Source organism: Bacillus bingmayongensis, assembly GCF_000299035.1.
Classification (GTDB): domain Bacteria; phylum Bacillota; class Bacilli; order Bacillales; family Bacillaceae_G; genus Bacillus_A; species Bacillus_A bingmayongensis.
The window spans coordinates 131,949-149,610 of record NZ_JH921519.1; the positions used below are offsets into that span (position 1 = coordinate 131,949).

Annotated in this window: 20 protein-coding genes and 1 tRNA gene; 7 read left to right on the forward strand and 14 right to left on the reverse strand. The window is 37.2% G+C overall.

Annotation, left to right across the window (positions count from 1 at the left end):
* Positions 1 to 401: 401 nt before the first annotated feature.
* The 4 genes from Y7E_RS0121775 to Y7E_RS34555 all read right to left on the reverse strand — a co-directional run bounded on the left by Y7E_RS0121775 (position 402) and on the right by Y7E_RS34555 (position 2,958).
* Positions 402 to 551: a hypothetical protein gene (locus tag Y7E_RS0121775; RefSeq protein WP_154652051.1), complete on the reverse strand. Its 150-nt coding sequence runs from the start codon at positions 549 to 551 to the stop codon at positions 402 to 404.
* Between the two features lie 257 nt (positions 552 to 808).
* Positions 809 to 1,291, reverse strand: coding sequence for a hypothetical protein (locus Y7E_RS0121780; RefSeq protein WP_017153361.1), 483 nt, complete (start codon positions 1,289 to 1,291; stop codon positions 809 to 811).
* 115 nt (positions 1,292 to 1,406) lie between these two features.
* Complete coding sequence (locus Y7E_RS0121785) at positions 1,407 to 1,883, reverse strand: hypothetical protein (protein ID WP_017153362.1); 477 nt, start codon at positions 1,881 to 1,883, stop codon at positions 1,407 to 1,409.
* Between the two features lie 868 nt (positions 1,884 to 2,751).
* On the reverse strand, positions 2,752 to 2,958 hold the full coding sequence (locus Y7E_RS34555; RefSeq protein WP_237741406.1) for a hypothetical protein: 207 nt from the start codon (positions 2,956 to 2,958) through the stop codon (positions 2,752 to 2,754).
* A gap of 153 nt (positions 2,959 to 3,111) precedes the next feature.
* Between Y7E_RS34555 and Y7E_RS0121795 the strand changes: the two genes are divergently transcribed.
* Positions 3,112 to 3,663 carry a tyrosine-type recombinase/integrase gene (locus Y7E_RS0121795; RefSeq protein ID WP_026049302.1) on the forward strand — a complete coding sequence of 184 codons (552 nt, stop codon included), beginning with the start codon at positions 3,112 to 3,114 and terminating at the stop codon, positions 3,661 to 3,663.
* Between the two features lie 365 nt (positions 3,664 to 4,028).
* Here Y7E_RS0121795 and Y7E_RS30210 read toward each other — a convergent pair whose 3' ends face one another.
* From Y7E_RS30210 to Y7E_RS30215, 5 genes are all read right to left on the reverse strand, one after another.
* A complete protein-coding gene (locus tag Y7E_RS30210; RefSeq protein WP_154652052.1) occupies positions 4,029 to 4,553 on the reverse strand; it encodes a hypothetical protein in 525 nt (174 codons plus the stop codon).
* Positions 4,554 to 4,678: 125 nt separating this feature from the next.
* Positions 4,679 to 5,056 (reverse strand): phBC6A51 family helix-turn-helix protein, encoded by a 378-nt coding sequence (locus Y7E_RS0121805; protein ID WP_017153366.1) that lies wholly within the window; start codon positions 5,054 to 5,056, stop codon positions 4,679 to 4,681.
* Positions 5,049 to 5,324, reverse strand: a complete 276-nt coding sequence (locus Y7E_RS0121810) for a helix-turn-helix domain-containing protein (protein WP_017153367.1) — start codon at positions 5,322 to 5,324, stop codon at positions 5,049 to 5,051. The genes Y7E_RS0121805 and Y7E_RS0121810 overlap by 8 nt, the downstream gene beginning before the upstream one ends.
* A gap of 247 nt (positions 5,325 to 5,571) precedes the next feature.
* Entirely contained in the window at positions 5,572 to 8,763 is a 3,192-nt protein-coding gene (locus Y7E_RS0121815; protein ID WP_017153368.1) for a phage tail tape measure protein, read from the reverse strand.
* Positions 8,764 to 9,470: 707 nt separating this feature from the next.
* Positions 9,471 to 9,857 (reverse strand): hypothetical protein, encoded by a 387-nt coding sequence (locus tag Y7E_RS30215; protein WP_237741407.1) that lies wholly within the window; start codon positions 9,855 to 9,857, stop codon positions 9,471 to 9,473.
* Between the two features lie 217 nt (positions 9,858 to 10,074).
* Here Y7E_RS30215 and Y7E_RS0121825 point away from each other — a divergent pair, with 217 nt between their 5' ends.
* The gene (locus Y7E_RS0121825; RefSeq protein ID WP_017153370.1) at positions 10,075 to 10,305 is read left to right on the forward strand and encodes a phage holin family protein; all 231 of its coding nucleotides are present in this window, start codon (positions 10,075 to 10,077) and stop codon (positions 10,303 to 10,305) included.
* 1,373 nt (positions 10,306 to 11,678) lie between these two features.
* Here the strand turns inward: Y7E_RS0121825 and Y7E_RS34820 are convergent.
* The 5 genes from Y7E_RS34820 to Y7E_RS0121845 form a co-directional block, all read right to left on the reverse strand.
* Positions 11,679 to 11,801: a hypothetical protein gene (locus Y7E_RS34820; protein WP_017153371.1), complete on the reverse strand. Its 123-nt coding sequence runs from the start codon at positions 11,799 to 11,801 to the stop codon at positions 11,679 to 11,681.
* Positions 11,802 to 12,082: 281 nt separating this feature from the next.
* A complete protein-coding gene (locus tag Y7E_RS0121835; protein WP_017153372.1) occupies positions 12,083 to 12,469 on the reverse strand; it encodes a hypothetical protein in 387 nt (128 codons plus the stop codon).
* Positions 12,470 to 12,689: 220 nt separating this feature from the next.
* Positions 12,690 to 12,821, reverse strand: a complete 132-nt coding sequence (locus Y7E_RS34825; protein WP_272942959.1) for a hypothetical protein — start codon at positions 12,819 to 12,821, stop codon at positions 12,690 to 12,692.
* Positions 12,822 to 13,303: 482 nt separating this feature from the next.
* Complete coding sequence (locus Y7E_RS0121840; RefSeq protein WP_017153373.1) at positions 13,304 to 14,284, reverse strand: tyrosine-type recombinase/integrase; 981 nt, start codon at positions 14,282 to 14,284, stop codon at positions 13,304 to 13,306.
* A gap of 228 nt (positions 14,285 to 14,512) precedes the next feature.
* Positions 14,513 to 14,588 (reverse strand) — tRNA-Arg (locus Y7E_RS0121845).
* 377 nt (positions 14,589 to 14,965) lie between these two features.
* Between Y7E_RS0121845 and Y7E_RS0121850 the strand changes: the two genes are divergently transcribed.
* The 5 genes from Y7E_RS0121850 to spoVAE all read left to right on the forward strand — a co-directional run bounded on the left by Y7E_RS0121850 (position 14,966) and on the right by spoVAE (position 17,652).
* Entirely contained in the window at positions 14,966 to 15,172 is a 207-nt protein-coding gene (locus tag Y7E_RS0121850) for a DUF1657 domain-containing protein (RefSeq protein ID WP_000216162.1), read from the forward strand.
* Between the two features lie 115 nt (positions 15,173 to 15,287).
* Positions 15,288 to 15,776: a YhcN/YlaJ family sporulation lipoprotein gene (locus tag Y7E_RS0121855; RefSeq protein ID WP_017153374.1), complete on the forward strand. Its 489-nt coding sequence runs from the start codon at positions 15,288 to 15,290 to the stop codon at positions 15,774 to 15,776.
* Positions 15,777 to 15,810: 34 nt separating this feature from the next.
* Positions 15,811 to 16,287: a stage V sporulation protein AC gene (spoVAC, locus tag Y7E_RS0121860; protein WP_017153375.1), complete on the forward strand. Its 477-nt coding sequence runs from the start codon at positions 15,811 to 15,813 to the stop codon at positions 16,285 to 16,287.
* A complete protein-coding gene (gene spoVAD, locus Y7E_RS0121865) occupies positions 16,288 to 17,301 on the forward strand; it encodes a stage V sporulation protein AD (protein WP_017153376.1) in 1,014 nt (337 codons plus the stop codon).
* Positions 17,302 to 17,652, forward strand: a complete 351-nt coding sequence (gene spoVAE / locus Y7E_RS0121870; RefSeq protein WP_017153377.1) for a stage V sporulation protein AE — start codon at positions 17,302 to 17,304, stop codon at positions 17,650 to 17,652.
* Positions 17,653 to 17,662 lie beyond the last annotated feature (10 nt).

Here is a 17,662-nt window from a genome sequence, read left to right on the forward strand (position 1 = left end):
TTTTACAATAACGAGTACACATCGAATATTACACACTTCCACGTTTCACTTAATACGAACTTAGGAATTATTAGTTGAAATTACAATCGAACAACGGCTATAATGGGTGTATAAAATACGCCGTGTCCGCGAAACACGGTTTAGCTTTAAGTAGTGGTGCGAACACTGCTTAAACGAAGTCCCGTATGGCGATACAGGATAAAAGTCGGTTCCGTTAAGAAATGTGCGAATTCTTAACAGATGGAAGCGGCTTTTTTTATTTTCCATTCATATTAAATTGTTTTTATTTTAATTCCGCTGTTCAACAAAAATCAAGAAACATCGCATTTTCATATACTAGATTAATTCTTTAATCAATAAATTAGTAGCAAAAAAGCCCACTTTTCGTAGGCTTTCATAAATTACTCTGTCTTTTCAATAACTCCGGTTCCGTCACACGTCTCACATTTAAAAGTACCATCGTTGTACTTCTTATCAATTTGCATTACTGCTTCAAAGGCTGTAAATTGTCCACCATCATACATACGGTCAAAATCATCTTCGTACTTCATGTTAAGAATCTTACCCTCATAACATTTACGACACTTTTCTTTTTTCATAGTATCAATCCCTCCATCTTAATTATTCTTATATTACAATACAAATCATTTTAACTAACTACCACCAAAAAAGGAAATAAAGTGTACAATTGATTTTAAAGGCGTCAAAATCCTTATATAGCGTTTTTAAAAAAACACGAATCTTTAATCGAATAAAAACCAAAAACGTCATACAAAGGAATCTGAAGCGTCTTTTTTACGTTATATTGCTATTGAGTAATGAATTCCTTGTACGCCGTCAATGCAAGGACTCTTTCTTCGCTATTTTCCGCGTTTAACACTTCTAACGCTAACATATCTTCCTGCGTTACCCTTGGCACATGCATTTCCTTATCTAGTTCCATGCTAACAAGTTCTTGCACCGAATTAAACACGGTTGCTACTCTTTCTACAAGTTCCACTAGCAACGACCAATCATTTATTTCAAACATAGTTGTCATTGCATGAATCCCCTTCAAATCGACTACAAAAGTAGGACGCGATCCGAACGAGAATAGTCGTTTATTTTCGTCAGGTATATGCGAAGCGATAGTACTTGTTTTCCCTAATACTTCTAATAATCCCATAGTATCTTTTAAAGAGTACCAACATGTATTCTCAACACGTGCTACACGTACCCAATACGCACCTTTTACTTGTTCTATCAAGATATTTCCTAGTTTGTCTGCCTTGTGCATTTTTTGAATCGCCATTACAAATAACCCTCCGAATAGATAATTGTTGTTTTATGGGGTCTATTCGTCTAGAGAATTAAGTTTCGTGACACATAAATTGTGATTAATTTTAAAAAGCGTGCGGTCAACCCAATTAATTAATCTCATACCTATTAAGAAAATCCGTTAACGCCAAGGAAAGAACGTCACTTTCATTAAGCTTTAACTTGTTTGCAAAGGTATCTAGTCGGTGTCCTACAGACTTCTTTATCAATATTTTAGTACAAGACATATCCTCATCAGGCATACCTTTAATTTTGTTATATAGTTCGTCTCTACATTTGTTAGTTTTCTGGTCACTCATCTGTTTGTTAGCAAGATTTTTCAGCGTCAAAAGCTGTTCTACTGAAAATGTAATTTTATCCTTCGGTGAAACAAATTCAAATATAGATGAATCAAAGCATTTAGAGGTAATCCCCTTAAATACCCATCCTTCGCTTAATACATCATAAATGAATTCTAACTCTTCTAATGCGTTTTTCAGCCCATTCTCACAAACATTTATTTCCTCTGCTAGGGTTACCAGTGTGTCTCCACTATTCAACCGTTCTATCACTTCTTGTACCTTCAAAAGTAATACACTCCTTCGTACAGTATTAACAAGGCAAGTAAGCCATCTACCTAAAAAGTCTTCGCCATGCCTCGCTAAATTTCCTTGTGATTCAACTTTATAACGCATAATGCGACTTAAAAAATAGAAAAAAAACCTACCTGAAGACATGAGTGGGGCAATTACGAAGATTTTAATTACGAAAGTCGATTAATTTTTTGCTATAAAATTTTATTTAGCGTTTACCGACCTTCTCGTTTTCGGCTAAAAAATATAATATGTATTGTTAAAACGCCCTACAGACGAAAAGTAAGCCCCCCTCACCCATGGCGGGGATAAAATCAGAACATTCAAATTTATATGTACGAAATATTTAATGAATCATTGGTCTTGGTTCGTTGCCTTCAGGAAGGTACAAGATATTCAACGATATTTGTTAGAATATTTAACAAAATAACTAAAATAAAATAAATATTTATAAAAGGTTTTGATACAAAGTTATGAGACAAAAGAAACATTATTAAATCAATACTAAACTATTGTTAGTATCTTACTGGATTAGATGTATCATAAACGATGAGTATTGAGACACATATAATAGTATTAGATAATAACCATTCTAATGTAGGATAGGATAAGGGATATGATATAGCTATTGATATACGATAAGGCTATCGCATTACGATATAGATAATAGATGTAGATATTGTGGTAGGATAACGGATAAGATATCACGTAGGATATGAGATAGGATAAGTGATAGGGATTCGCTAGGGGTAACATAATAGAGTACGCAAGATAATAAGCCCCACTTAAATAAAGGCGGGCATAAAAAAAGAAGGGGGCTGAATAAACAGCACCCTTTTTAATTAACAGCCCTATTCAATTGTTACTCCCCGCTTAAGATCGCGTCGATGTCCGCCAGTAAATCAGACCCTACGCCTTCAGATTGAATGTTATTACTTACATTAACTTGTACGCCCTCTTGTTCTTTAAGCTTGCCTTGTGACTGCAATACTAACTTAATAGCATTAATGACAGCTTGTTCACTGTTACCGTGACGAACTAACCCCTTTAAATTGTGAGGAATCCGCACCATTTTATTGAATGTAAGTTTTTATAGAGAAACATACATTCATTTCGTTGATTTTATTGACTTCCCTTGAAAATAACGATATTCTATAAACACCTTAAAAAAACGTACATTCAAATCACTGATTTTACTATACATACGAAGGACGGATTTATGATGAATCAAATTAAGGACGTGCAACCTATTCGAAGCAAAGAACAAATTGAAGATATGAAGTGGGCGTTAAAACGTCATTGTTCAGAACGTGACTACATTATGTTTCTAATTGGAATTAATACGGGATTACGTGTAGGTGATTTATTAAAGCTAAAAACTAGCGACGTTAAAAAGAAAAAGAAGATTGTTATTCAAGAAGGCAAAACGAAGAAGCCCCGCACAATTAAGCTAGATAACATTTACAATGAAATACAAGCATACGCCAACACGGTGAATTCTGAATGGTTGTTCCCTTCTCGTAAAGGAGACAAGCCAATCACAACAACACAAGCATACAGACAACTAAATAAGGCGTCTGAAATGGCTGATATTACGGAAGGCGTCGGAACTCATACAATGCGTAAGACTTTCGGTTACTGGTTCTACAAACAGACAAAGGACGTTGCACAATTGCAAGCGATCTTAAACCATTCTCACCCGCAAATTACGCTTACTTACATTGGAATCACTGAAGAAGAAATTGAAGATAGTTTAAACCAATTCGTTTTATAAGAAGGACGCTAGGCGGCACGGCTGCCCCGCGTTCTTTTTTTGTACAATTACATTCTGCAATCTGACACCATTACTTACTAGAATATATTCCCAATCCCCTTTTTTCGAAGCTATTGATATAACGCATAAACCTAGTAATGACACGGGTTACCGTAGGATTCGTTCTCATTTGTTGTAATTATATTTAGTGCGTATTTGGGCGGTTACGTGGGTTTGCACACTCGTTTTAACGCGTCTATCACGTCCGTGCGTGTATTGTAATGTCCCAAGTAAATTGAGTTATTCATATAACGAAAAAAAAAGAAGCCCTACAACGCATTTTAACGTCATAGGGCTTTGCTGTGATACTTATTTGATTGTGCTTATTATTTAACCAATTGTTCCGCGTACTGTTGTGCTGAATAAGAAAGTGCCCCCGTAAGCAATGCGTCACGTGCTTCATTAACGGTAGGTTCAAACAACGCTTTGAAGTGATTCCCACGCTGACTCGTGCTGTCTAAATCAATAATACGATTACCACGGATATCTTCCCCACGGATTCCTAAACGTTCGTTAAGTTGACGATAATTTGATAATGTAGACGCACCTTGTTCAAATTCGTCGTGATACTGGACTAGCTTTTGTAAGTATGCTAACTTCAAACTCTTCAATTCTTCCTCTAGTTCCGCTTCTCTAGTACGAATACTATTTACAATAGATTGTGTTTCCTTTTGTACCTCTTCACAAAGTCCAGTTAAAGCGTTTTGTAATAACCCGTCAAAACCATGAAGCATCTTTACGACCTGTTGGCGTGTAACTAATAATGCATCAAGGTCGTTCTTCAATCGTGTGTTAATGCTGCCATCATTCATTACAGCTTGTTGGAAATCCCGTTCCACCTCACTTTGCATGTAACGGATATCCTCGTCCAGTTTCACCAGTTGGTTTTGTAACTCCAATCTCTTATTTTCATACTTCTCGATAATCTCATTTGCTTGTTCTAATATTGTTTTAATTTCCATAATTCCATGTCCCCCTATTGTTGTAGTAACGCATCAATTTGTGCGAACACGTCTGGCGTTACTTCGTTAGTAATGTTGATTTCTTGCTTCGCTTTTATTTCTTCATTTTTCAACTTGCCAGTGACCTGCATAAACAATTTTGCATGTTGGAACGAACCCTTATTTGCTTTATCAATCACGTTTTCCATTATCTCCTCAAACGCCTGGTCAATGAGTTTCTGACGCAATTCTTTTTCGATTTGACGACCTTCTTCACAATTTCTATACGTAAATAATGTGCGACGATTAATTCCAAGCGATTCGGCAATGCTAGAATAGCTTTCGTTATTTCTTTTACGATAAAATGCTTCTTGTACGAAATCCCTTTGTTGTGGTGTTAACTTCTTACTCATTGGTTACAATCCCCCCGTGTTTTTGGATTACATATAAGTTGATGACTAAAATCTCATCTAAACCAAGCCCCATGCTTTGTAACGCCCGTGTGATACGGAAATTCGATAATTGAGTTATGCTGCGACGACCTGTTTCGAACTTGTGAAGTAATGATTGTTTAACGCCGCTAATCTCGGCTAGTTCTCGGCAAGATACGCCTTTTAAACTTCTAAAGAAACGTATTGTTTTACCGTGTAACATGATGTCTAATGCTTTGTTGTTTTCCATGAAATGACCTCCGTGTGATATGTGAATTTTATTGTTTGAAATAGAAAAAGGACGCCGAATATCGACGCCCCGTTTTAAGCAGGAACACAACTTAATAGTTGTATCTGAATTGATTGACATAAGGAAAACAAGCCGTTAAGCTTTCCCTATTATATGTGTTAACTAATCGACCATTTAACAAGGAGAATTGGACAAATTGGGATATTTATTTTAAAAATAAAAAAGAGGGCTTTCGCCCCCCTTAGTCTTACGCGTATACAAAGTTCCCGCCCGCACGTTCCGCGAAACGTGTTCTTCGTTCAAGTTCATCAGCAATTTTCTTGATATCAGCTTCTTCGCGTACTACTAACCCATCCATGTTAATATTAATAACCGTCTGATTACCAGTAGAATCTGAACTTTTTTTATCGCCAATCATATCAGCGACCGCCGTCGCGAATGGTTTCATCTTGGATTTGTTAGATAACGGAACAACCGCTTCGTCGCCCGCTTCACCAATGATTGCGGGTGTTGTACCTGTTACAATACCGCCCGTTGCGAACATCTTCCAACCTAAATTGAATTGCGGAAGTGTAATGGATTGTCCGCCAACATTTGATGTGATCGGCGTTGCCGTGATTTCAGGAATCTTAGGTGGGTTAATCGTTGGCGAATTGATTGTCATTCCGCCAAGTGTTGTACTCATGCCGTTAAATTCACCAGTAACGTCACGGGTAATTCCCGCACTGTCAGAATTCAGGGTTTTAGCTAATTCTTGGAATTGACCGATAGCGGAATCCCTAGCGAAGTTGAATTGTAAATCTGTTTCAGTCGCTAATGTGCGGAAGTGTCCGATTGACCCGTCTGCTAAATCTTGTGCGGAAGCTTTCGTGTCGTTTGCCATGTCTTGATTAAGACCTTTGACTTTTTCAACCTTCGATTCTTCACTACGAACAATTCCGTCGAATTCTTCTTTTGCAATTCGAATTTTATCGTTCTTTTCTTTTTCCGATAAGATCGTACCATCACGAACGCCCTTTTCGATTGTCGCAAGCTTTTCTTGATATCCATCCTTAGCAATCTGAATGTTTCTAGTCTTCGTTTCTTCAGCGACCTTAATCAATTTACTTGCCGCGTCGACTTCTTTGTTGTGCATGTATGCATTGTATTGGTCTTTGATTGACGCTTTTTGAGATTCCGAAGCGTTCATATTGCTTAATGAAGAAGTGTAATAACTATCCATCAGCTGTTTCAACGTATTGTAGTGTTGTTGTGTCAAGCCGTTTTCATCGTTCATAGCAAGGTCAAGAACGCGTTTCGCTTGTGCATTCTTATCGTTTAACGATTGAATTTCGCCTTGGTGCTTTTCAGATAACGCATTTAAACGATTGTTCTTTTCCTCTTGTGACAGACTTGTTTGTGTATTTAAGTAGTCTTTTTGCATTTGCATTTCAATACCATGACGTTCTTGCAATTTAGTAACCGCATCGTTTTTCATTCCATCGAACTTCGCCGCCATGTCATCACGGGTTTGCTGTGTGATCGCGGAACTACTTGAATACATTTCCTGAAGTTTTAATTGACTTTCGGAATTCAATTTTGAGAAGCCTTCCGCTGACTTCATAATTCCTTCAGGTAATTCTTTATCAAACATATCCTTAACGGGCTTTCCTGATTCAGCCATTGAATTGTTTGCTTCATTGACGTTGTGGGCTAACTCTTTTGCCCCTTCGATTCCTTTTCCGATTAACTCCGTTAATGGTTCGAAGAAAGTCGAAGTTTCACGACCTAATTCTTTAAGGCTTCCGCCTAATGTGTTCTTAACAGCGTCGCCCGCTTTTGCCGTAGCCCCTTCGACTTCTCCAAGTTTCTGAATTGTTGGGTCAAGTGCAAGCATTACATCAGCTTCTAAATCTTCCCATTTTGTTCCGAACAGTGCTATGCCAAGCTGATTTTGTGTTACTTGGTTGTCTTGTGCTTTTAGGTCTTGTATAACCGCGGACATTACTTCTTTTGACGTCGCTTTACCTTCGTTAAACTTTTCCCACGTTGCTTTCGCGTTTCCGCCTAGTTGGTCGAATGCCTCCGCAACGCCTTTTGAACCGTCTTTAACACGGATGTTGAACTCTTTGACTGAATCGGCTACATAGTCGAGATTGAAAGCCCCTTGTTCAGCCCCCGAAATAAGTATGTTCATCATCTCATCAATGGAGAATCCAGCGTTTTGGAACAATGGCGAATATTCGCGAATCGTGTCGAGGAAGTCGTCTGAGTAGTCAAGTCCTTGTTGATAGCCGACCGTTAATGTATCGAAAGCTTTTGTACCAGTAACGCCGAATTCTTTCATTAAGCTGTTAGCCGCCCGCGTGGATTCGTTAACATCAACGCCGAATGTTTGGGCAAGGATTTCCCCGTTCTTCGTCATTTCTCCCAATTTTTCAACAGGGATTTCACGCATGTTCTTTTTAACGGTGATAAGGTCGCCCGAAACTTGTGTCATATTTTCGCCGAAGCCCTCACGCCAAACGTCCCTTGCTGAATCACGTAAATGTTCAGCTTCCGCTTTTGTCGTTCCTAAGCTTGCCTGAATTTTTGCTTGTGCGTTATCGTTATCAATCGCCATTTTACCCGCCGCGATACCAACGCCAGCAAACGCCACACCCGCCATCGCAAGAGGGCTTTTGGAGATAACCGCACCTAGACCGCCGAAAGAATTCGTTGCTTCGCCAATTCCTTGTGTCATGTTTGATAAACCGCTTGTAATACTTCCGAAGTCGAACCCTTTATTGACTTGGTTTTGTGTTTGGTGAATCTGATTATCTAATTGTGAATACGTACTTTTTAGGTCAAGAAGCTTTTGTTTGTGTTCCATAACTTCACGGGAATTTTCGCCGTAAGTAGTTTTCAAACGTTCTAACGCTTTTTCGTGTGCCTTAATAGTTCCGTCAAGGGTACTCATTACGCCGCGTTGCATTTCTAGTTTTCTAGCAAGCATTTCGACGCTGTTTTCGGCTTGTCCTGATTCTCTTGCCATTTGTTCGAATTCACGGTTCAATACATCTATTTTGATAGCCGTTAATCTTCGTAAATCTGTTCCAAGTTCATTAATCTTTTGTGCCGTGCCGTCCGCTGAATAAGAAGCTTTCAACATTTCCTTCTGTACTTCTTCGACCGCACCCGCAACTTGACGCATTCCTTGACTTGCGTTTCCAGTTTGTTGCAATGTTTGAGTGAAACGACGTGATTCGCTTGTCGCTTCGCTGAATCGTCTAGTTGTATCTGAAATAGACGATTGCATATTACTTAATGGACGTTGAACCGATTCACGGATTTCGTTACCCATTTGATTTAAATTTGAAGTTGTACGTTGTAAGCCGCTTTGTAATGTTTGCATTCCTCTGTTAAACGCCGTTAAGTCAATTGCAACGTCTACACTAATACTCCCCGCATTTGCCGACAAATTCAGTTCCTCCTTAGAATAAAAAAATAAAGCCCTGTAGGACTTTCCCACTATATAGCTAACTACGAGGAACTTTTACAAGAGGTTTCGGACAGATTGGGAAAATAAATTTAAAATAAAAAGAAAACCGCGATCCGTTCGCGAGGTAAGGAAGGGAATATGAAATTTACAGCAACAAAGCAGAAAAGTTTATCCTAATACTTCTTCTCTTAGTTTGTTAGAAGTAAGAATTATTCTTTATGTTTTTTAAACAAAACAAGGGGCGAAGCCCCAATGAGGACGTTAGTCCGAATTGTATCTTTTATCTTTAATAACGGTTTATCGCAAGATAAACAGACTCCGCCTTAACTTCGTATTTAGCTAACGCTAAATCAATTTTAATTAACGTTTATTTATTTCGTTTAACTCTCTCTATATAGTAGTCCCGTCTATCAGCCTTTTTAACAAGAAAAGAAATGTTACAATTATGTTAAGATTTTTTATACGCTTTCATTGTTGTTATATCAACGTTTAAAACTACATTCAAAAAACACGTTGTTCTTGTGGGATTTTTCGTCATTTTTAAGATTCTCAAGTAATCGTAATTTAATAATCCCGCACCCTTGGTCATGCTTAAAACTTGTGATTAACGGTATATCAAGGGTTTCCATCCTCTTCCCACTAGCTATCAAACACATATGCTGAAATCGTGTGCTTATTAATTAAAACTAACTATTTCCGCATATCTTCATTACCTTTCCTGATCGTGTCCATATCCTAAGTAATATACAAACGCGTAAGATTGCACAGCGTGGATATAAATTAGTCGAACTTGTATACTTCCCTATTCCTACGTCTTCAAGGGTAACAACATCTTGTAGTTCACCTTTTAATTGCTTTACCTCTTGTGATTTTAATGTTTTTACCCCATCAGAAAGGAGTTCTTCTCGAAATCGTACATATAGAACGTTCAAATGTCTCACGTCTACTTCGTAAAATTCCGCAACTTGTCGCGTTGTCATCATTTCCAATTTAGGTAACAACAATAAACCTTTCACCTTTTCCAATACGTCCACGCGATTCATATGTGATTCACGAATGTTAGATGTTAGCATCAATAACAAATGGTTCAGGATTTTTTACAATAATAGGGAACGTCCGCTGTGACCATTTAAAACTCATTAGGTAACAGTACCCTTCCCCTATCTATTCACGAATAGGTAACGGGTAGGGTTACTTATTAATTCAAAAATAGGTAACGGGCGGGGTGCTACTAAAAGAACTTAATCTTTTCTTTAAAAGAATATAATTAATTAAAGGGGAATCATATTCATGATTGAATTAGGATTTATAACAGCTTTAATTGTGGGTATAAACGAAATGGTGAAAAGATACGAATACATTCCAAAACGCTTTTTACCGTTATCGTCTGTATTACTTGGGATGTTAGCTATGTTTCTATCACACCAATACCCTATTTCTGAATCTATTTTTATAGGAATTGCAATTGGTTTATCAGCCAATGGATTGTTTGATATGTCGAAATTGGTTACAAAACGATAATAGAATAAACAAGAATTCACCCGCTAGACGTCATATTTTGATGTTTAGCGGGTTTTTTGTGATTTCTAGTATATTTGCATTCTGAAACTCTTAAAACGAAAGATAGACGCCTTAAAACGTAAATTCAATGATTTGCGAACACTAGCGTCAATAATAAAAAAGAACCCTGCTATTAAGCAGGATTCAAAATAGGGTAATGGTCGAAAAACGAGAACGCTAAACTCAAATTTAATGTAATGCAAGCACGATCTAACCGCAAATCAGTAAAATCCAATTATTCCTTAAGGAAAATCACAAAATGCACTCCATATAACCCTATTTAAGGGTATCAAAATCCCTTCTATATACAGATATGAATTTTCATTGTTTATTTATAAGGGATATTTTGCGTATTGATAATGGAGAAATAAATTTCTCTAGTACATATCGTTTTTTTCCAAAACACATTGACAGCATTTTTGTAAAGCATACTGTTGCCATGGATTTAGAAATGTGATTTCATAGTATTTGTACTACGAAGGACAAGGATGTATAACAAAACGCACCATGTCCAAAAAGAAAATTTATACATATATCGTGTGTCTTGTTTTGAAACGTAATATAATAGGGGAAGACATCAAGAAGTAACGCGAAATGCAACAAATTCTATTAATTTGAGTTGCTACTAGTTTGAACATGCTAGGGGAAGATTTCTCCATCGGAACACCTCTTGGAATTAATAGCCAACATCAGATATAATAGAAACATGAAAAAAGCCTTTCGTATTGGCGTACGAAAAGCTTCATAGAAAGTAGGTGAGTTTATGGACACAACTACAATCATTGCATTATGTGCAATTTTCAGTGTCATACTAGGCATAGTAACGTTGGCGACGACTATTCTAGTAGCTTTCATTAACTCAAAGAATTAATAATCTTATATTTTTATTTAAAGCGTCTCAGTGTTGGTAGCACTTGAGATGCTTTTTTCTTTGTAAAATAATTTATATTCAATGGGCATTCAATATAAATTATTACCTAAGTAATATCCGAAAACGGATAAAAATAATCATGGAAACCTTACTATGTTACTTATAAAAGAAACAATAGTCAACGTTTGGAATGAAAAACCTTTACGCACTCTCATTATACGGTCAACGCTTCCCTTTTTTCAAGCCCATGACTCAATAATTACACAATTACACAATTCCTCATTAAAGATAAAACCAATAGTTCTAACTTATATTAAGCACATCTATATTTTTTTACCTTCCCTTTTTTATATCACCGAGAAACACATTCTCTGACGAGATTAGTTGTACTACTAATAGTATTTAAATTGCTTTGAAAATAAAAAGAGAACATGGATTATCTCCACATTCCCTTTTCGAATTGCTATATATTCCAAAATTGTTTAATAGCTTCAATTATTACAGCAGAAACAGCTACATCAAAACTAACATGAAAATAAAATTCCGTTGTACCTGAATCTTTCTTCTTATAGAAGAATTTAAACATAAGTGTTCACCATCCATTCATCAAGGATATTCGATACAAATTAAAGATTCCCCTGATTTCCCAACCACTCTGCGAAAGTGGTTGTCTGCGAAAATGGTTGATGATTAAATGAACACTCATTCCTAGCACGTTTCCAAAACCCGTTGTATACGTAATAAGAACAAAATCTTCGTCACATTACACTATATAGTAATTACTCACGTACCTATATTATCTCAAATTCTCTTCAAACAAACAAGTGTTTCTATGAAATTTATTCCTTTAATTCCATTTTTTATTTTCTAATTTTCCTTTTCTAAATCCTTAATATTGTAGCTGATCACTGGTGATTCTTCCCCATCTTTCTCACGCCAACCTCTCCAAACTCGCTGATTATATCTATCTTTCCTTTTCTGTTCCCACTTCTTATTATTCTTTGATTTTCCTATTGTTGGTTTAGCCTTTTCCTGAAACTTTCCCCTAACCTTCTTAGCCTGGTCACTTTCCCTAACAATATTATTCATTGCCTCAAATTCTCTTTTTGCTTTTTCTTTCTCCTTATCAGCATTTTTAAGCTGTTTTTCTCTTTTTCGTTGTCTTTCCAATGCCATTTTCGCCTTATTCTTTTCTGCCTTCCGTTGTCGTCTAAGTTCCTTTAATTCCTCAGGTGGTAGTCCTCTATTATCCATAATTAGCAACCTCTTTTTTTATATTTTTATTGCTTTTTGTTTTTGACGCCCTTCATACTGGCGAATTTGTTAGGAAATTTGAATGTAGTTTTGGACATAGTAACCCCTGTCGAAAATTTACGAGGTTAATACGTCCACCCATTCGTACTGGCTTAGATGCCGAGGTCTCGAATTGAGATTGGTTGCATTGACGACCAAACGGTTATAGCTTATGAAACTACTATACCGTCCGTATATAGCTTATCGGCTTTGTATTACGCCGTACGATGCGTTTCTCACGCCCAACACCGTTCCCTTTCGGGTGATTCGCTATATAACCCGCATATCCTTGCAATAAAGCTTGTACAAGCATAGCCGTGAATCAGTGTCATGATCGCCGCTTACGAGTAACTTAATTAACTCCAGTCGTACAATCATGTCTTATTTTGAACCTCCGACACCTTTTACCGCTAACGTCTTATCTATCATCGTTATTAGGACATACGTCCCTTAGGCTTGTTTTATGCAAAGCTTGTGTCCTTTACTTCACTTACGTCAGACGGCTGAATGCAACGACAACCGTTATCCGAATGTATTTTTTGCGTTGGCTACATTAGACCCCGTTTATTGTAGGGTACACTTCACAGCGTTCCTTCGTGGGCACGGTATCCACGTTCGGAATTACCGCACACCAACACTTCTAATTACCTAAAAAAGACAATAAGAAACTAGACCTCTTGCATTATATTTTTTAAAAATTTATAATGGAGGTGCTGAATGTACGGAATATCCGTATTTAGTTTTGAATTTGAATTGTTTTGAGTCTCCAATTGCAGTTGGGGACTTTTTTCTTTTTTAAACTTCTAAATTGTCGTTATCACTAGCTTTCATGTACTGTTCAACTACGTGAGTATCTGAATAACTTAGATATACTTGTGTAGTCGATAAATCACTATGACCCAAAATAAGGCTTAACGTCCTTATATCTCCACCATTTTTCAAAAAGTTAACGGCAAAAGTATGACGTAAACTATGTGGTGAACACCTACATTCTTTTGTTAAACTTGCTTGCTTCCCGTAATAGTTCATTCTTTTACGTATATGGTCAGGGTTCAAAGGTTCACCAAACGAGTTAACGAATACAGATGTTCCCAACCCTTCAAAATACTCTCCTGTTTCTGTTACTAATTGTGCTAATTCATTTTGAACTTTTTTAGACATCGGAATTACTCGACTTTTTCGATTCTTGTTTTTTCTACCTGGTAATAAAATAACTCCATTATCAAAGTCAACGTCATCAATTTCTAAGGCATTAACTTCGTTAATACGCAAACCACACTTAAGCATTACTAACATAGCTACATAATCCCTATATCCCGCATAAGACGTCTTATCAACCATTGCAAATAGACGTTTTATTTGATTGTCAGTCAAAGTATAAATTTTTTGTTCGTCGACTTTTAATTTCCTAACGCCCATAACAGGGTTATTTTCGATAACCGTTTCTTTTTCTAAACGATTAAAGATCGCCCTGATAGCAGACAAACGAATATTAACCGTTACAGGTGATAACTTCCTAATTTTTAATAGATGATTCACATATTTCCTTATATCGTCTTTCGTAACGTCTGTAATAAGTTGGCGGTCAATAACATTAATGAACTCCGACCAAAACATTCTATAATCGCTTATAGTACGTTCTCTATATCCTTCTGACACGTAAATGTCCATAACACGTTCTAACGCCCTATTAACCGTAATAGAAGGCTTATAAAGGACGATATCTGTATCGATGTCACGACGCTTTCCAATAGCACGACGTTTAATTCTTTTCATAACGAAAAAACCCCCTGTACACGATTATTTCTAATCACATACAAGGGGTTTCCCTAATCTTACTACTATTTTTCTACGCGTTAGTAACGTTATTGAGTGACGCTTACTTAATAACATAGACCTTTCCGTTTCAGACTGGAACGTGTCATAATTACGCATAATACATGACGTTTATCCAAAAGGTTTCGCAAAGGAATATAGATACAGTAAGGCTTTCGCGGTATAAAACGCACCCAGAGGGATTCGAACCCCCGACAGACGTGGTACCGGAAACCACCGCTCTATCCAACTGAGCTATGGGCGCATGAACGATATACTCGTAATTATATCTTCTTATGCCAATGTACGCAACTACTATCATACAAAAAAGCTCCTCACCATTTCTTCAAAAATAAAGCTATATCTATATCTATTTTGATTTCCCAACATATAAGCCGCGGCTATGAAAACAAAAAGTGATCTCCACTCGTTTTCTCCCTTTGTTTTCACTCGGCATGGGGATAAAAAAGGCCCTGACCGTTTCTATGCATGGCCGGATCCTCTCTTCCTCCTAAAAAGAACGGTTTTATGTCGTTTTTTTCTATTTGTATTTATATATAAACCTAAATTTGGTAATTATATTTTCACCCCTATTCACAAATCATAACCTTTGAATTCATATTCTAAAGGAGGCTTCATTTAATGACTGTAATTACAAAATTAAAACAAACTGTTTCTGGATTAAAAAGTGCACAAGCAAGCTTAGAGGGCTTCGCTCTTGATACGGATAACCAACAAGCAAAGCAACTTTTCCAAACAGCTGCACAGCAAACACAATCCATTATTGATTCTTTAAACCCGCGTGTGGAAGAAGTTCAGCAAGAAGAGCCTCAATACGGACAACAATAAGTGAAAGTACTGTTTTATCTTATGGTACTCACTGTTTGAGAAACAGAAAAAGGATGATTCCATATCATCCTTTTTCACTCGAATTACATAAAGCAATAGAAATGGAATGATTGCGATGCGAAAATTTGGCACAATTACCGTGTTATTCGTGCTTCTACTAGGTTTCATAACAGGATGTAATAGTCATTTAGATAAAGAAGTGAAACAAGAAACACATAAAAAAACAGAGAAAAACAAGGAACCCAAGTTAACGAATGTAAGTATGGAAGAGTCTTTTAATCAATCTATATCACACGACGCGAAAAAAAAGATACTTGCTATGGAAGAAATACTAGAAGTCAGAGCTGTTAACTCGAACACAGATCTTTACTTAGCTGCCAAACCTGAACATCATGAAAGGTTTCAGTTAAAATCATTAAAAACAAAAATCAAAAAACGCTTGAAAGACGAAAATCCAACTTTCGATATTCATATAAGTACTGATCGAAAAATTTTTATGCTATTAGATAAACTGGAAAACAAAATTAAGAAAAAAGAAGCAGACAAAGAATACATTAAAAAACAATTCAAAACAATTCACTCAGAAATGAACTCTGATACTTAATTGTACGTTCTCTAAAGGAAAAGGAATGATTCACATGCCAAGTAAAGATAAAGATTTAACACCAATACAACAAGAATATAAAAAATTTGAGCAACAACGTGAACCGAAAAGGCCCGTTTTAAAAAATTGCATAAAAGCTTTTTTTGTAGGTGGTTTTATTTGTTTAATCGGTCAACTTATTTCCACCTTCTACATCACATACTTTGATTTTTCAGAGCGTTCAGCAGGAAACCCTACAGTAGCAACGCTGATTTTTATTTCTATGCTGCTTACGGGATTTGGCGTATATGATCGCCTCGCACAATTTGGAGGTGCTGGTACAGCCGTACCTGTTACCGGATTTGGAAATTCCGTTATATCCGCTTGTATTGAACATAAGACAGAAGGCTTTGTCCTTGGAGTAGGTGGCAACATGTTTAAATTAGCGGGATCTGTTATTTTATTTGGTGTATTTGCCGCTTTTGTTATCGGTCTTATTAAAACCATTCTCATCCAATGGGGAGGAATGTAAATGTTACAAGGACACCGAACGTGGGTATTTGAAAATAAACCAGTTATCATCTCAACAGGGGTTATCGGTGGACCATTTGAAGCAAAAGGCAAAATCCCTGAAGACTTTGACGCCCTTCATGAAGATTTATGGCTCGGACAAGATTCTTATGAAAAAGCACATAAGGTTTTATTTGAAGAAGCCTGCAGTCGCGCAACCGAAAAAGCAAAGCTCCGCAAAGAAGACATTCAATTCATTTTAGCAGGCGATCTTATTAACCAAATCACTCCCTCTAGCTTTGCTTGCCGTACACTCGGCGCTCCCTATATTGGATTATTTGGTGCTTGTTCTACTTCTATGGAAGGTCTTGCCCTCGGTGCAAGTATTGTAAATGCAAAAGGAGCAAAATATTTATTAACAGGTGCATCCAGTCACAATACTGCTGTTGAAAAACAATTTCGCTACCCTACTGAATATGGCGGACAAAAACCACCTACTGCTCAATGGACTGTCACAGGAGCTGGCGCTGCCCTTTTAAGCGATCAAGGAGAAGGTCCACGTGTTACATCTGCAACTATTGGACGAGTTATTGATATGGGCTTAACAGACCCATTTAACATGGGAGGTGCAATGGCTCCCGCTGCTGTCGATACAATAGAGGCTCATTTACGAGAAAGACAAATTGATGCATCCCACTATGACCTAATTGTAACCGGCGATCTTGGCCATGTTGGACGTGAAATCGCTTATGATTTACTGCATAAACATGGAACGAAAGTAACAAGTGAGCAGTTCCAAGATTGTGGGTTACTTATTTATAGGGAAGGTCAACCTGTATTAGCAGGAGCAAGCGGTCCAGGATGTTCAGCAACCGTTGTATATGGACATTTATTAAACCGAATGAAAAAAGGGGAGTTCAAAAGAATACTGGTCGTAGCTACTGGGGCACTGCTTTCCCCTCTTACATTCCAACAACAAGAATCAATTCCGTGCATTGCTCATGCAGTATCGATTGAAACTGGAGGTGTACAATAAATGATCTTTTTTTGGGCTTTTGTAATCGGCGGGTTGATTTGTGTAATTGGACAACTTCTGTTCGATGTCGGTAAACTTACGCCCGCTCACACAATGGCAACGCTCGTTGTTGCTGGTGCGATACTAGACGGGTTCGGTCTGTATGAGCCTTTAATTGATTTTGCAGGGGCTGGTGCAACAGTTCCGATTACAAGTTTTGGAAACGCCCTTGTTCATGGAGCTATGGCGGAAGCGGCCAAACATGGTATTGTCGGTGTAATAACAGGTATGTTTAAAGTCACAAGTGCTGGTATATCTGCAGCCATTATATTCGGATTTATCGGAGCATTACTATTTAAACCAAAAGGATAAGAGGTGTTTG

Excerpts from the sequence above, each read along its gene's own strand:
- Y7E_RS0121775 (WP_154652051.1), bottom strand. The coding sequence starts at position 551 with ATGAAGTACGAAGATGATTTTGACCGTATGTATGATGGTGGACAATTT.
- Y7E_RS0121780 (WP_017153361.1), bottom strand. The coding sequence starts at position 1,291 with ATGGCGATTCAAAAAATGCACAAGGCAGACAAACTAGGAAATATCTTG.
- Y7E_RS0121795 (WP_026049302.1), top strand. The coding sequence starts at position 3,112 with ATGAATCAAATTAAGGACGTGCAACCTATTCGAAGCAAAGAACAAATT.
- Y7E_RS30210 (WP_154652052.1), bottom strand. The coding sequence starts at position 4,553 with ATGCAAAGTGAGGTGGAACGGGATTTCCAACAAGCTGTAATGAATGAT.
- Y7E_RS0121805 (WP_017153366.1), bottom strand. The coding sequence starts at position 5,056 with ATGAGTAAGAAGTTAACACCACAACAAAGGGATTTCGTACAAGAAGCA.
- Y7E_RS0121810 (WP_017153367.1), bottom strand. The coding sequence starts at position 5,324 with ATGGAAAACAACAAAGCATTAGACATCATGTTACACGGTAAAACAATA.
- Y7E_RS30215 (WP_237741407.1), bottom strand. The coding sequence starts at position 9,857 with ATGCTAACATCTAACATTCGTGAATCACATATGAATCGCGTGGACGTA.
- Y7E_RS0121825 (WP_017153370.1), top strand. The coding sequence starts at position 10,075 with ATGATTGAATTAGGATTTATAACAGCTTTAATTGTGGGTATAAACGAA.
- Y7E_RS34820 (WP_017153371.1), bottom strand. The coding sequence starts at position 11,801 with ATGTTTAAATTCTTCTATAAGAAGAAAGATTCAGGTACAACGGAATTT.
- Y7E_RS0121835 (WP_017153372.1), bottom strand. The coding sequence starts at position 12,469 with ATGGATAATAGAGGACTACCACCTGAGGAATTAAAGGAACTTAGACGA.
- Y7E_RS34825 (WP_272942959.1), bottom strand. The coding sequence starts at position 12,821 with ATGCTTGTACAAGCTTTATTGCAAGGATATGCGGGTTATATAGCGAAT.
- Y7E_RS0121840 (WP_017153373.1), bottom strand. The coding sequence starts at position 14,284 with ATGAAAAGAATTAAACGTCGTGCTATTGGAAAGCGTCGTGACATCGAT.
- Y7E_RS0121850 (WP_000216162.1), top strand. The coding sequence starts at position 14,966 with ATGACTGTAATTACAAAATTAAAACAAACTGTTTCTGGATTAAAAAGT.
- Y7E_RS0121855 (WP_017153374.1), top strand. The coding sequence starts at position 15,288 with ATGCGAAAATTTGGCACAATTACCGTGTTATTCGTGCTTCTACTAGGT.
- spoVAC (WP_017153375.1), top strand. The coding sequence starts at position 15,811 with ATGCCAAGTAAAGATAAAGATTTAACACCAATACAACAAGAATATAAA.
- spoVAD (WP_017153376.1), top strand. The coding sequence starts at position 16,288 with ATGTTACAAGGACACCGAACGTGGGTATTTGAAAATAAACCAGTTATC.
- spoVAE (WP_017153377.1), top strand. The coding sequence starts at position 17,302 with ATGATCTTTTTTTGGGCTTTTGTAATCGGCGGGTTGATTTGTGTAATT.